This window comes from Enterovibrio norvegicus FF-33 (genome assembly GCF_000286835.2).
Lineage (GTDB): Bacteria > Pseudomonadota > Gammaproteobacteria > Enterobacterales > Vibrionaceae > Enterovibrio > Enterovibrio norvegicus_A.
Genome location: NZ_AJYD02000011.1, coordinates 117,964 through 132,342, shown reverse-complemented (window position 1 = coordinate 132,342; position 14,379 = coordinate 117,964). Strand labels below are relative to the sequence as shown.

The window sequence follows — 14,379 nt, the reverse complement described above, 5'->3', positions numbered from 1 at the left end:
AATGAAACGTCAAGGCGGTTTTACACTGATCGAAATGATCGTGGTGATTGTAATTTTGGGTATTTTGGCGGTAACGGCTGCGCCTAAGTTTTTGAGTTTGGAAAAAGAAGCGAAAGCTGGAACTCTGAAAGGTATTGAAGCTGCAATAGTAAGTGCGGCAAGCATGGCGCATGGTGTCTTGCTTTTGAATCCTACTACTGATGAATTTACTGACATTCATCAGTATCCAACAGCAGATGCTGGTGGTATTGGGAAGCTAGTATCAGTGAGCGATGATTTGACAGTTAAAGCACTCACAGATGTTGGTTATGTTTGGAGTTACAGCGATACCTGCTATGCAGGCTATCAAGCGCCTGCTGAAGCAAACGCAGAACCAACTTACCCTTCAGATACTTCAGGTTGTTAATTGGGGTAATTAGATGAAAGGCTTCACACTAATCGAACTCATCACCGTCTTGGTTATCCTCGGTATTATTAGTGTGTTTGCCGTACCGCGCCTGTCGGGATCTGAAGCCTTTTCAGTGATCGGGGCGCGGGATGCGGGCTTGTCTGTCGCAAGGCAAGTTCAGCTTAGGGCGATGCAGCAGGAGACGCCGTCTGCTGATTGCCATACCCTGAGCAGCACTGCCACCCGCATGGGGGGCAGTGCTGCTTCTGGCTGTGGTTTCAAAACCGATCGCAGTGATGTGGTGGACTTATCTGATTCTTCTGTTCGTGTGTCACCAGCACAAACGTATCGTTTTGATTTGCTCGGTCGCCGCGTTAACAATGATGGCAAACGCCTGTGCATCTCATCGGTATGCAAAATCACCTTCTCGCAAGGTTCTAGTTCTGCTAGTATCTGTTTAAACAGCGAGGGTTATTTTTATGCCTGTCGCTGAAAAATTGCATAGAGCTTCAAACCCAATTTCTCGCCATCAGCGTGGTTATACGCTGGTGGAATTAGTTATCGGCATCGTCGTATTCGGCGTTGCCATGGTGCTGATCAGCACAACCTTATTCCCCATGTTCGCCAAATCAGCCAACCCGCATTTCGAAGCTCGCGCTGCTGCGCTAGGGCAAGCGGTGATGAACCAAGTATTGGCGCGACAGTTTGATCGCAATTCTGATCCTAATGGCAGCCGTTGGCGCTGTGATGAAGATGCCGGAGCGCTGCTCGCGCAAGGTATTATTTCCCCCAACCCTGTGCCGGTATGCACACCGATACCGATACCGACATCGCTCTCAGCGAACGAAGGTTTCATTGCCACAGAAGATTACATTGGCTGTTGGGGTGACCTCGGTTCCTGTCCACGAACACATCGCGGCGCGCTAGATAAATTGATTGGCGGCGCAGCCGATGATTACCGTGGTTTTACGGTAGATATTAACGTGGTGTATGACAACAGCACGTTTGATGATTCGACAAACAACAGCAAATTGTACAAGCGCATTGATTTGTATGTGGATACCGGCAACTTTGGCCGATATGACTTCACCGCCTATCGGAGCAACTTCTGATGGCTTTGCTCTCTCGCAAACAACGCGGATTTACGCTGGTTGAGCTTATCGTCACCATGACAATTCTGGCGATTGTGTCTGTGGGCATCTTTGGCTTTATTGAATCGAGCGCCACGGGTTACGTTGAATCTCGTGACCGTGAAGCCTTGCAATCGCAAGCGCGTTTTGCGGTTGAGCGGTTAGGACGAGAACTTCGCCATGCTGTGCCAAACAGCATGACGGTGTGGGATGGCGGTTCGTGTTTAACCTATACCCCAATTCGTTACTCAGGTGTGTATAACCAGTTAGAAGAAAATTCGAACACACTGGATGTCGTCCTTTCTACCGAGCAAACAGATTGGCAAGACGCAGTCAAAGGCGGTGATCATCGCTTGGTCTTTCTACCCATGACGCCGTCTGATCTTGTCGGTGGTGCGGCGAACAGTTTTGCGATTACTGATGCGTCGGGGAGCACCCTGAAGCTTGATAAACCTCTTACAGACGAATGGCCCGCACCTTCGCCATCTAAGCGGATCTACATCTATCATCATTCAGTGACACTTTGCTTTGATAATGGTGAGCTTCTTCGACGCGTGAACAATGGCGCGACGCCCAAGAATGTCACACTGGCACAAAATATCGCGGCGGGTAGTCGTTTCAATCTTTCTGGCGAATCACTCTCAAGCGGTAACCTGATTAACATTTATTATCGCTTTACCCAATCCGGTGAAACCTCGATCTACAACCAACAAGTGCAGGTTCTCAATGCGCCTTAGTTCTTTGTCTTCTTTACAACGCCAACAGGGCAGCATGTTGATTGTCGCGGTGTTTGCGATTACTGCATTGGCTGCGCTTGGCGCAGCCTTGATGCAAATCACTTGGTCACAAAGCGACACCACGACCCGAGAGGTGTTAGGTACGCGCGCGTGGTTGGCAGCGAACAGCGGAACGGAAATGGCGATGGCAAGGTTGTTTCCAATAGCAAAAGATGCAGATAACCTCCCAGAAGCCAGCTGCAGTGCGGCGGTGATAACCACCAATTTTAATGCCGCTGGCCTGACGGGCTGTTCTGTTTCTGTCACCTGTGAAACCGTTGGCGTTGCACCCTTGGCGCAATATCGTATTGAGAGCAAAGGCGAGTGCGGAAGTGCGCATTTGAACGTGGTGCGCGTGCAAGAGAGTTGGGCGAGGGAGTTGATGTTGTGATGAAAACCTTTTGTTTTCTTTTGCTGATGGCTTTGTCATTACCAGCTTTGTCATTACCAGCTTTTTCAGGTGCAGATACACTCTTTCCGGGTCCTGCTCAAAGCCCTGCTGGCATGAATACCACCGTTTTTGCGTTTAAGGCGGATACGGGAGTTGTTGAGTGGTTTGGGCGGGACAAAGTTAAGATTGGCTTTGAGCGTTATGTTTATCCGCCGCCATGGGAAAAAAATACATTTTGTTCTGATGGTTTTAAAACGTTTGCCTGTACCCATGCTCCGAATTACAGAGCTGCTAATATCGGTCTTGAGCTTCTCACTAGCAAGGAGTTCGGGTCAGCAACTGGCTCTTGTCAGTGGGGGAAGAAATGCACGCTGACATCATCAAATAACAAATTCTCGAGTTACACCGTATATGGTGCCACGTTAACGCTTGAGCCAGGAATCTATTACTTCGGTTCCTTTCGACTAAATAATGGCGCAAAGCTTGTTGTTAACGGAGAGGTTGAAATTCATGTCAACCAATTTTCCGCAGGGGGGGACAATGATGTTAATGCAAGTGGGCAGCCAAGGAATCTTGTTTTTTATCATCATAATCAAGAGTTTGAAAAGAACTATGTTTTCAATGAAGCTCCGACTGTCAGTGTGGAGGACATGTTTACGTTTAATACGCCTGCTGATATTAAAGCTTATGTTTATTCCTCTGGAGTGGTGCAAATTCCATGGGATGGGACTTTATTTGGCTCGGTAACAGCCCGACAAATCTTCATGCAAGGCAATGCAAAAATTGTTTACTCGGGTGAACTTTATGGCGAGCAGCTAGATATCTCTCCCATCTCTTATTCAGCATCCGCCTGCGAACGTATTCCATTAACATTCAGTGTGAAAGATTCCAACGGTAATCTGAACAGGAATGCAAATGGCCTCCTGGATGTATTTGTGACGTCAGAAAATAAGGATATTTGCTGGACGAAACCTGATGACGCCACAGAAACTTGCCATGCCATATCTCTTAGAGAAGTAGAAGTAAAAAATGGCGTTGCTAACTTGCTATTGTCCGGATGGGGTGGAAGCATTGATATTGTTGGTTTTTATGACCCAACCTCATCCAGTGCAAAAAGTCTTATGGGCTCTGCAGGCCCCTTCTCGTTTTCCCCATCTGGCTATTTGGTGAACGAAGGTAGGCCGGTTGAACTAATTGCTGGTAAAACAAATACTGTAAATATAAAAGTAGTTACATCAATCGGAGGAGGGCAATGTGAAACTGAGGAAGGCATAGATGGAAAATTTTACTTCAATACCAAGACTAACTTCGAGAGTCCAAATTCCGGGATGCGAAAAGCGGTACTCAATGGTGTTGAAACTGGCGATGGGAATAACCTCACTGAAATTAAATTTAAAAAAGGTGTGGGAGAAATTGATATCGACTATCTGGATGCGGGGCATATCAGTGTTGATTTAGAGGTTGCGCTATCTCCAAGCGCAGAGATAATCGAACATATAGATAATCAACGAAAGCCCTTACCTGAAACTCCCCCTGAGAAAGCACGAGCAACTATTTATGCTCGCCCTTATACGTTGGCGATCTGTGAAGCAGGATCCTCGTTGCCTGATGATAGTGAGATTGGTTCTGACAACAAATTTATAAAAGCGGGAGAGTCATTCAGCTTGGCATTAAAACCTATCATCTGGAGTAAAGAACATATGATAGGACCTAAAAAAGGCGGGGCGTCTGTCATTCAATGGCGGCTAGAGCATTGTGATTCTGATTGGGCAAGTACACCTAACTTCTGGAAAGGTGGTGCACCATCTGCTTCTGTTGCTTTAAATCCCACAGCGAAAATTAGTGCACCTGCAGGGGGAGACGATGTTTCTATTGGGGACTTATCCAAGCCTCATACTGATGCGGTCAATGGACGATATGCGTTTAACGATATTGTCGTCAATGATGTGGGTAGCTATAAATTTCATTCAGAACTTCTATCTACCTATCTAGGGATGGAGGTCACTCCTAGCGAACGCGAAATTGGCCGTTTTTATCCCTCCCATTTTGGGCTCAGTGCGAAAATAAGCCCCGGTATTGAGCCAGCTTACGATGCTGAGAGCAAAGGATTTACCTATCTCGAGCAGCCGTTTAGTGGCAATTATGTCATTAATGCGATGACGACGGACAATAAGCCCGTTAAAAATTACCACTTGTTCTCGGGTGCCAACGACAAAGCCGCGTTTGAAGACTGGGCGCTCCACAATACGACTGATTTGACCTCTCGATGGGAGCATCCCGCATTGCCTTCGCAGGCTGCGCAGCAATGGAAAGCCGGTGCTGGCCGAGCGAGCGAGGTCGCGATTGATGGAAGCATGATGATGCAAAAAAGCGCTTTGCCGGATGGGCCTTTTGAATCGCTACGTTTTGCTGTTGGGGTTAAATCGCCGGATCGGGACGGAACGGGATTTACGTTCTGCGATGAAAATGTCGGTGCTCAGTGCGTAGAAAATGTTCCAAACCCCAAAGGGGGAAGCGACGGCGCCAAATTCGGCAAAGGCGACTTCTTCTTTGGCCGTATGCGCATTGAAGGTTTCGCTGAAACTCAAGATTTAACGAATGAACAAACCCAGCCTGTTGCAGTCGAAGTCTTTAACGGCACGCACTTTGTTACCAATACACGAGACAACGCGACAATTGTTTCTACGGACATTGGTAAGAAAGACGTGTTGTTCAGTGATAACGCCGCTTTACAGGCTAAGATAGAGCTGCGTGACGATGCAAAAAACGTCGTGGCTACAAAAAACGTTAAAGAGGGCCGTGCCGATTTTCACGTGATCGCACCCGACCAAAGTTCAGGATTAAACCGCGAGCAGTTCCGTTACTGGCAGCAACTGGATAAGGCTGTCAGTGGTGTGGTGCCGCAAACTTGGTTACAGCATAATTGGCAAGGAACCCAGTTTGATGATGATCCTTCTGCAATAGGAACATTCGGTTTTTATCGAGGAAGTGATCGGGTTATCTATAAAGGTGAAAAAAACATCACTTTGACAGGGGAATGAAAAAAAAGACTGATCTCATTCAGGTTTGTAGATCATCACCTTGCCGCGCCCCGTCTGCGTTGGTACATTTAGCGCAATTTGAAGAATTTTAACGCTTGCAGGATTAACCGAAGACTATGTTTAAGAAACTTCGTGGTATGTTCTCCAACGATCTGTCTATCGATCTGGGAACCGCTAACACCCTTATCTATGTTAAAGGACAAGGAATTGTTCTTGATGAACCTTCCGTTGTTGCTATCCGTCAAGATCGTGCAGGCTCACCAAAAAGCGTTGCGGCAGTCGGTCATGAAGCAAAACAAATGCTGGGCCGTACGCCAGGAAACATTGCAGCCATTCGTCCAATGAAAGACGGCGTTATCGCTGACTTCTACGTGACTGAAAAAATGCTGCAGCACTTCATCAAAACCGTGCATGACAACAGCTTCATGCGCCCAAGCCCTCGCGTGTTGGTTGCCGTTCCTTGTGGTTCTACACAAGTTGAGCGTCGTGCGATTCGTGAATCGGCACTGGGTGCTGGCGCACGTGAAGTGTATTTGATTGATGAGCCAATGGCCGCGGCGATTGGTGCTGGCTTACCTGTATCAGAAGCAACCGGTTCTATGGTTGTCGATATCGGTGGCGGTACGACAGAAGTGGCCGTTATCTCACTGAACGGTGTGGTTTACTCTTCGTCTGTTCGTATTGGTGGTGACCGTTTTGATGAGTCTGTGATCAACTATGTGCGTCGTAACTACGGTAGCTTGATTGGTGAAGCAACCGCTGAACGCATCAAACACGAAATCGGCTCTGCTTACCCAGGTGATGAAGTGCTTGAAATTGAAGTGCGTGGTCGTAACCTTGCTGAAGGTGTGCCGCGTAGCTTTACGTTGAACTCAAATGAAATTTTGGAAGCGCTGCAAGAGCCGCTATCCGGTATCGTTTCAGCTGTGATGGTAGCCCTTGAGCAGTGTCCACCAGAGCTAGCGTCAGATATTTCTGAGCGCGGCATGGTATTGACGGGCGGTGGTGCATTACTGCGCGACCTAGATCGCTTGCTGACAGAAGAAACCGGTATTCCTGTTGTTGTGGCTGAAGACCCCCTCACTTGTGTTGCTCGTGGTGGTGGTAAGGCACTGGAAATGATCGACATGCATGGTGGCGATCTATTCAGCGAAGATTAAACCTCTTCGATCAACTAATCGGTTTAACAGGTTGTAACTGAATGAAACCAATGTTTGGCCGTGGGCCATCTTTACAATTACGCCTGTTGTTTGCTCTTTTGATATCAGCCAGCCTTATGCTGGCTGATAGTCGTCTTGGTGCCTTCACTAATTTTCGCTATCTGCTTAATTCAGTGGTCGCTCCGCTGCAATACGCGTCGAATATGCCGCGAGACCTCCTTGATAACCTGTTCCGTCAATTTTCGTCTCATCAACAACTTTTGATTGATAACACCCAGTTGAAAGAAGAAGTCTTGATGCTTCGCAGCAGCCAATTGCTGTTTGATCAGATGGAGCAGGAGAATCAACGATTGCGCGAACTTCTTGGTTCTCCGTTTGTGCGTGATGAACGCAAAATGGTGGCAGAGGTGATGGCAGTCGATTCTGACCCTTACAAGCATCAGGTCATGATCGATAAAGGGCGAACAAACGGCGTATACGAAGGACAACCCGTGATTAATGAACGCGGGATTGTTGGGCAAATTTCTTACGTTGGTGCTCACAATAGCCGAGTGCTGTTGATCACCGACCCAACCCACGCTATTCCTGTTCAAGTCGTGCGTAACGACGTACGTGTTATCGCAGCAGGTCGTGGGCAAACTGACAATATTCAGCTTGAGAACATTCCAAGCAGTGCGGATATTGAACCTGGCGATATGTTAGTGACGTCTGGCTTGGGTGGCGTGTTTCCTGAAGGCTACCCAGTGGCGAAAGTGACGTCGTTTTCTTTTGACAATCGTCGTCCGTTTGCACAGGTAGATTCTAAGCCTGAAGTGCAGTTTGATCGTCTGCGTTATCTGTTGTTGGTATGGCCAAGCAATGTTGAAAAAGGTCATGCTCCGGCAGCCGAAGCGAATATGTCGCTTAACGCCGAAGGCGATTTAGCGCCAGAGACCGATAAGAAAATGCCTGAAGGCCAAAGGCCAGAAGCCGAACAACAAGCACCTGCAGCAGATGCACAAAAAGAGATAACCAATGGCTAATTCTACGTTTCGCGGTCATGTGTTCATCTGGCTCTCGTTTGTTGTTGCTTTGATTTTGCAAGCGGCTCCTTGGCCTGGAGAGCTCGCGCCTTTTCGTCCTTCTTGGGTGCTATTGGTGGCTTTCTACTGGGTACTCGCCTTGCCACATCGTGTGAATGTGGGTACAGCTCTTGTGGTTGGCTTACTGTGGGACCTCATGCTCGGTTCAACACTGGGCGTGCGCGGTTTGATGATGTCTGTTCTAGTCTACATTGTCGCGCTGAACTTCCAGATGCTACGCAACATGTCTTTGTGGCAACAAGCCGCCATTTTGGCCTTGCTGACTTTAGCCGGGAAGGTGTTAGAGTTTTGGGCAGAATACTTGGTGTCCAACGTGCAGTTTGATCCAACACAGCTTTGGGCGGGTGTGCTTAACTTCTTATTGTGGCCTTGGCTATTTTTATTGCTGCGACGGGTTCGCCGTCAGTTTTCTATCCGATAATCTGGAGAAGCAATGGCAGATATTCAGCTTTACCTCGCGTCTGCTTCACCTCGCAGGAAGGCGTTGCTTGAACAGCTCTCCGTATCCTTCTCTGTGCTGAGCGTTGACGTAGAAGAGCAACGACAACCCCATGAAGAAGCGGCGGACTATGTCCGCCGTTTGTCACTTGATAAAGCAAAGGCTGGCGTGCTGGTTGCGCCATCTCCACATCCTGTTTTGGGTTCGGACACCATCGTGGTGTGTGATGGCGATGTGTTGGAAAAACCCAGAGATCTTAATGATTCTCGCCGTATGCTGAGTATGCTCTCTGGGCGTCAGCATCAAGTTATGACGGCAGTCACTTTGGCCGACAGGAACCAATCACTCACGACGCTTGTCACAACTCAGGTATGGTTTAAGCCATTGTGCGTCGAGGAAATTGATGCCTATTGGCAAAGTGGCGAGCCTTGCGATAAAGCTGGCAGTTACGCAATTCAAGGGCTGGGTGGCCGTTTCGTCATACGTATCGACGGCAGTTACCATGCTGTGGTGGGCTTGCCACTTTACGAGACAGATGCTCTGTTGAAAGAATTCCAAAAATTATGTGGTGAATCCCTATGAACGCAGAGTTATTGATCAACGTTACGCCTACGGAAACCCGAGTTGCCATGATTGAGGGTGGTAGCCTTCAGGAAATTCATATTGAGCGTGAAGCGAAGCGCGGTATTGTCGGCAATATTTACAAAGGTAAAGTCAGTCGAGTACTTCCTGGCATGCAGGCCGCATTCGTGGATATTGGTCTTGATAAGGCCGCCTTTCTTCATGCGTCAGACATTGTTCCTCATACCGAATGTGTGTCAGAAAACGAAAAGCAGCAATTTCAGGTTCGCGACATTTCTGAGTTGGTCCGTCAAGGACAAGACATCGTGGTGCAAGTGGTTAAAGACCCGCTAGGAACCAAAGGCGCGCGCCTGACTACGGATATCACCTTACCCTCCCGTTATTTAGTCTTTATGCCAGGGGCATCCCATGTTGGGGTTTCACAGCGTATTGAGAGCGAGAAAGAGCGCGATCGTCTGAAAAAAATCGTGTCGCGTTACTGTGATGATTTGGGTGGTTTTATTATCCGAACCGCAGCAGAAGGTGCCTCTGATGAAGAGATGAATCAAGATGCGGCTTTCCTCAAGCGCTTGTGGAACAAAGTGATTGAACGTCGCTCGAAGCGCCCGTCAAAATCTATGTTATATGGCGAACTGGGTTTGGCTCAGCGTATTCTGCGTGACTTTGTTGGAACGGAACTGAGCATTATTCGTGTTGATTCCCGCACGGGTATGGAAGCACTGCGTGAGTTTACGGAAGAGTTCGTTCCTGAGCTGACGGATAAGCTAGAGCTTTACACTGGCGAGCAGCCTATCTTCGACATGTATGACACAGAAAATGAAATTCAGCGCTCATTGGATCGTAAAGTTGAATTGAAATCTGGCGGCTACATCATCATCGATCAGACCGAGGCGATGACAACTATCGACATTAATACGGGTGCGTTTGTTGGTCGTCGAAACCTCGAAGAGACAATTTTCAACACCAATACTGAAGCGACAAAGGCCATCGCCCGTCAGCTTCGTTTGCGTAACCTCGGTGGCATTATCATTATCGATTTCATTGATATGATTTCTGATGAGCACCGTCAGCGTGTGGTTCAATCGCTTGAGCAAGCGCTGCAAAAAGACCGCGTTAAAACCAACATCAATGGTTTCACTCAACTTGGTTTGGTGGAAATGACACGTAAGCGTACCCGCGAAAGCATAGAACACGTGCTGTGTGGACAGTGCCCAACCTGTGTCGGACGTGGTTCGGTTAAAACGGTAGAAACCGTGTGTTATGAAGTGCTGCGTGAAATTACCCGCGTTAATCGCGCTTACGATGCCGACAAATTTGTTGTGTATGCATCACCTGCTGTCGGTGAGGCACTGGAAGGTGAAGAGTCTCATGCTGTCGCTGAGCTAGAAGTCTTTATCGGTAAGCAAGTCAAAGTCCATGTTGAGCCGCTGTATACCCAAGAGCAGTTTGATGTGGTCATGATGTAGTGATGGGCGCAGATTTAGCGTGATGAATAGTGGCACGGTGAATAGAGTAACATGGTGAGATTTGCCAGGCGTTTAGGCGCAATTGTCACTTGGCTGGTAGTTGTTCTGCTGGTGGCTATCGCTATTTTGACTGCTGCCATGCGGCTTGTTTTACCCAATTTGGATACGGCCAAGGCGCCTATCCAGCGTTGGGCAAGTGATGCCAGTGGTTTTCACGTCGAATTCAGCACATTTAAAGGGCATTGGCGCTATCTGGTGCCCTCGTTATCCCTCCATGATTTCTCGCTTTCTTCGACAGAGGGCGGGCAAAAAATTCTTACGGCTGACAGCATCGACATGCAATTCGACCTGTTTGCCAGCTTGCAGCGTCGAGAGCCAACGTTTTCCAATATCAGTATTGATGGGTTGAATGTTGACGTTACGCAAATACCTGAACGAAAAAACACCCCTGATGGCAGCTTAAAAACACAGCTAGAGCGCTTGTTCTTAGTAGGACTGGGACAGTTTGCGGTTCACAATGCTCGCGTCACTGTGATGTCACCGTCTGACGAGCGTAAAACCATCAACATTGAGTCACTGCGTTGGGATAACCAATCCGGTCAACATCATGTTCAAGGCGTGGTGAGTGTGGTTGGAACATCGCTCAATCAGGTCGATATTCGTGGTGTCTTCACGGAAAGCAATGGGCTTGGCTCACTCGATGGTGATTTTTACCTTCATGCTGAGGACGTATCTTTACGGGCTTGGATTGCCAAATTCATTAATCCAAAGATCACTTTATCGCATGCGAAAGTGGCGGGTGAGGCGTGGTTAACGGTTGCAGATGGTATGCCAAAAACTGCGCTAGTGAGCCTAACCAACAGCGCCATGGCGTGGCATTCAAAGACGCCCTCGTTGCAAGCGCATGATACGTTGCAGTCGGTCTCGATTGAGAACGGCCATATCCTCCTGGAACGGTCAGACGATGCGGGCTGGCGAGTGGCGACAGATAATCTAGCGATTAAAACCGGAAAGGAGCTTTGGCCCGATCCGGGGCTGCGTGCTGAATTTTCTGACAATGAATGGAAGATGAATCTGGCGATGCTAGACCTGCCTTTATTGCTGCCACTGAGGGAAGTGTTCGATATTCCTTCCGGCGTAGAGCAGGCCATCACCTCCCTCGCACCATCAGGACAAGCAAAAGACATTCGTATTACTAAGCCAACAACATCAGATATTGCTTACTCGGCGACGTTTGAGGATCTAGCATTTAAACACTGGAGCTATTTACCAGAAGTGCACAAGCTTCAATTGGCGTTGGTTGGCGAAGGGACCAACGGCAAAGTGACGCTGGCAATGCAAGATGACACCTTACCTTATGGCGAGTTTTTCCAAGCGCCATTGGATATTAAGCAAGGTGATGTCACGGCGTTTTGGGACTATAACGACGATCGCGTTGTGATTTGGTCAGACAGTGTTGCCGTGCGCTCTCCGCATTTGGATGTAGTGGGTGAGTTTAAACTCGATATTCCGTTTGAAGGAAACAGTTGGCTGGCTTTTTACGCCGAAGCGAGTCTGAGTGATGCTGGGGAAACATGGCGCTATTTACCGACCTTGGCACTCGGTCATGATCTGACGGACTTTCTTTCTGCGGCTATTAGAGGCGGGCAAGCGGATCTTGCTAAATTGGTGTGGTACGGCGATTTCAGTACATTCCCTTACCCAGAGCATCAAGGCGTTTTTCAAGCATTTGTGCCGATCAGAAATGCAAAATTTAGCTTCGATACCCAATGGCCGACGCTGACAGGTCTCGATCTCGATTTATTGTTTCAAAACGACACGCTTTTCTTGGAAGCCAGTAACGTCGATCTGATGGGTGCCCGAGGCTATGATCTGAAAGGTGAAATTCCGTCGCTCAGCAATGAGAATGGCAAATTGTTTATTGATGCAAAAATCGCTTCTAGCGGTAAAGATTTGCACCAATATATGCTCGCAACACCATTGGTTGATTCAGTCGGCGCAGCACTGACCCATGTACAGGTAGATGGCCAGGTCATGGGCGACATCTCGTTGGCTATTCCGCTCAATGGAGATGATGTCAGCGTTAAGGGTTCCGCTTCATTAAATGATAGCAAGGTGGCGATTGTTAGCCCGCCAATCACCCTTAACAACGTGAAAGGCAAACTAGAGTTTGATAACGATTTGATTTGGGCAAAAAACCTTAAAGCCAATTTGCTCAATCAGCCTATTAGCGTTGGGTTTAAAGGGGAAAGTGAAGCGGATAATTACTTGGTCAATATCGACATTGCAGGAAAATGGCAGGCCGATAAGCTAAAAGCTGCGCTGGAATTGCCGGATCTTGATTTCATTGAAGGACGCTCATCATGGGATCTTGATGTCGGTATTGCATTGCGAGACATTGGTTTTACCTACGATGTACTTTTGGATGCAGACCTCACTCAAATGGATGTGAACCTGCCTGCACCACTTGAAAAGTCGTCATTTATTAAAGGCCATGGCTACCTCAAAGCGTCGGGGAATGGGCAAGCTTTGGTCGGGCAAGTCGAGCTACCGCAACTCAAATACCAAGCGGACGTGGATATCAGTGGTGAGAAACCCACGATTACGCGCAGCCGAATACTCATGGGAGAAGGAGAGCTCTCGTTAAAGCCGCTTTCTGGCAATGCTGTGAGCGTGGATGTTCCCTTACTGGATGTTTTGGCATGGAAGGAAGTACTTGCCCGTTACCAGCAAAGCCTGGTAGGTAAGAAGCAGGAAATGCCAGTTAACGTGCCTTCGCCTTCTCGAGTGAACGTGAAAGCGGAAAAAGTCCTAGCTGGTGAGCTGACGTTTAACCATTTCTCGCTGGCTGCTAGAGAGAAAAGTGATGGCTTCCATATTCTTGTGGGCAGTGAGGAGCTCTCAGGTGATGCGTGGTGGGATGAAGATAAATTCCTAACCGTCTCTATCGAGCATTTATTCCTCAATATTGATCTAGATGATGACGTAAAACTGCGCGATTCGACAAAGAAAAACCCGACCGCAACTGATATGGATCGCGCGTTGATGGCGAAAATCCCCTCGACCGATCTCGTGATCAACGAATTGTGGCTGCAAGGCTATCGTATTGGTCGTGTGGAATCACAGCTTTTGAAATCGGGTGAAAAACTGACGTTATCCAAATTTAACCTCGGCAGCGGTAGTACCCAATTAACGGCCAATGGTGATTGGGAAATTACCCCTCAAGGGATAAACAAGAGTCAGTTAACTTTTGATATTCAGGGTGAAAACAGCAGCGATTTGATGGGGCGCTTTGCGGTGACGGGGGGCATTCAAGATGCCAGCGTAAAAACCAAAGGCGATCTGCGCTTTGAGGGGGCGCCGTGGTCGATGGATATCGCCAGTTTGAACGGTATGTTAGAGACCAAGATAGAAGATGGATACGTCAGCGGTGTGGGTGGCGCAGGGCGCTTGCTTGGTCTGTTTAGCCTAGATTCTATTCTGCGAAAAATGCAGCTCGACTTTACCGGCGTGTTTGAGGATGGTCTTGCTTTTGATGAGATCAGCGGTAGCGCATCAATCACTAACGGGGTCGTTGTCACGGATAATATCCAGATGAAAGCGCTGGCAGGTGATATGTTTATTAAAGGGATAGCGAATCTGGTGAAAAATCAGGTAAATGCTGAGGTGCGCTTCATCCCTGATATAACGTCGGGCATTCCGGTCTTAACCGCGTTTGCTGTGGCGCCTCAGACTGCGCTCTATGTCTTGGCGGTGACAACCGTTCTCTCGCCTGTCGTGGATGCGTTTACGCAAGTCCGATATCAAGTAACTGGGGCAATTGATGACCCATTAGTCAGGGAAGTGTCGCGAAGTTCAAGCGAAGTGACGTTACCGGAGCAGGCCACAGAGCGCCTGCGTACCGAGCAGCAAGGGAGCAAATAG

The 14,379-nt window shown here is 48.3% G+C and carries 12 protein-coding genes; all 12 read left to right on the top strand.

What is annotated here, in order from left to right; translation table 11 throughout:
- The first annotated feature begins 1 nt into the window (after nucleotide 1).
- Nucleotides 2-406, top strand: a complete 405-nt coding sequence (locus A1OO_RS23870; protein ID WP_016960810.1) for a type II secretion system protein — start codon at nucleotides 2-4, stop codon at nucleotides 404-406.
- Nucleotides 407-419: 13 nt separating this feature from the next.
- Nucleotides 420-881 carry a type II secretion system protein gene (locus A1OO_RS02215; protein WP_016960809.1) on the top strand — a complete coding sequence of 154 codons (462 nt, stop codon included), beginning with the start codon at nucleotides 420-422 and terminating at the stop codon, nucleotides 879-881.
- Nucleotides 868-1,500: a type IV pilus modification PilV family protein gene (locus tag A1OO_RS02210; protein ID WP_016960808.1), complete on the top strand. Its 633-nt coding sequence runs from the start codon at nucleotides 868-870 to the stop codon at nucleotides 1,498-1,500. Before A1OO_RS02215 ends, A1OO_RS02210 begins: the two co-directional genes overlap by 14 nt.
- Complete coding sequence (locus A1OO_RS02205) at nucleotides 1,500-2,255, top strand: PilW family protein (protein ID WP_017005101.1); 756 nt, start codon at nucleotides 1,500-1,502, stop codon at nucleotides 2,253-2,255. Before A1OO_RS02210 ends, A1OO_RS02205 begins: the two co-directional genes overlap by 1 nt.
- Nucleotides 2,245-2,685 carry a hypothetical protein gene (locus A1OO_RS02200; RefSeq protein WP_017005100.1) on the top strand — a complete coding sequence of 147 codons (441 nt, stop codon included), beginning with the start codon at nucleotides 2,245-2,247 and terminating at the stop codon, nucleotides 2,683-2,685. Before A1OO_RS02205 ends, A1OO_RS02200 begins: the two co-directional genes overlap by 11 nt.
- Nucleotides 2,685-5,726: a DUF6701 domain-containing protein gene (locus tag A1OO_RS02195; protein ID WP_017005099.1), complete on the top strand. Its 3,042-nt coding sequence runs from the start codon at nucleotides 2,685-2,687 to the stop codon at nucleotides 5,724-5,726. The genes A1OO_RS02200 and A1OO_RS02195 overlap by 1 nt, the downstream gene beginning before the upstream one ends.
- A gap of 116 nt (nucleotides 5,727-5,842) precedes the next feature.
- A complete protein-coding gene (locus tag A1OO_RS02190) occupies nucleotides 5,843-6,886 on the top strand; it encodes a rod shape-determining protein (protein WP_016960804.1) in 1,044 nt (347 codons plus the stop codon).
- A 41-nt stretch (nucleotides 6,887-6,927) separates the two neighbouring features.
- A complete protein-coding gene (mreC, locus tag A1OO_RS02185) occupies nucleotides 6,928-7,908 on the top strand; it encodes a rod shape-determining protein MreC (RefSeq protein ID WP_026024087.1) in 981 nt (326 codons plus the stop codon).
- Nucleotides 7,901-8,389, top strand: coding sequence for a rod shape-determining protein MreD (gene mreD, locus A1OO_RS02180; protein ID WP_016960802.1), 489 nt, complete (start codon nucleotides 7,901-7,903; stop codon nucleotides 8,387-8,389). Before mreC ends, mreD begins: the two co-directional genes overlap by 8 nt.
- 12 nt (nucleotides 8,390-8,401) lie before the next feature.
- Nucleotides 8,402-8,989 carry a Maf family protein gene (locus tag A1OO_RS02175; protein WP_016960801.1) on the top strand — a complete coding sequence of 196 codons (588 nt, stop codon included), beginning with the start codon at nucleotides 8,402-8,404 and terminating at the stop codon, nucleotides 8,987-8,989.
- Complete coding sequence (rng, locus tag A1OO_RS02170) at nucleotides 8,986-10,455, top strand: ribonuclease G (protein ID WP_016960800.1); 1,470 nt, start codon at nucleotides 8,986-8,988, stop codon at nucleotides 10,453-10,455. The genes A1OO_RS02175 and rng overlap by 4 nt, the downstream gene beginning before the upstream one ends.
- Before the next feature lie 51 nt (nucleotides 10,456-10,506).
- Nucleotides 10,507-14,379 carry a YhdP family protein gene (locus A1OO_RS02165; RefSeq protein ID WP_016960799.1) on the top strand — a complete coding sequence of 1,291 codons (3,873 nt, stop codon included), beginning with the start codon at nucleotides 10,507-10,509 and terminating at the stop codon, nucleotides 14,377-14,379.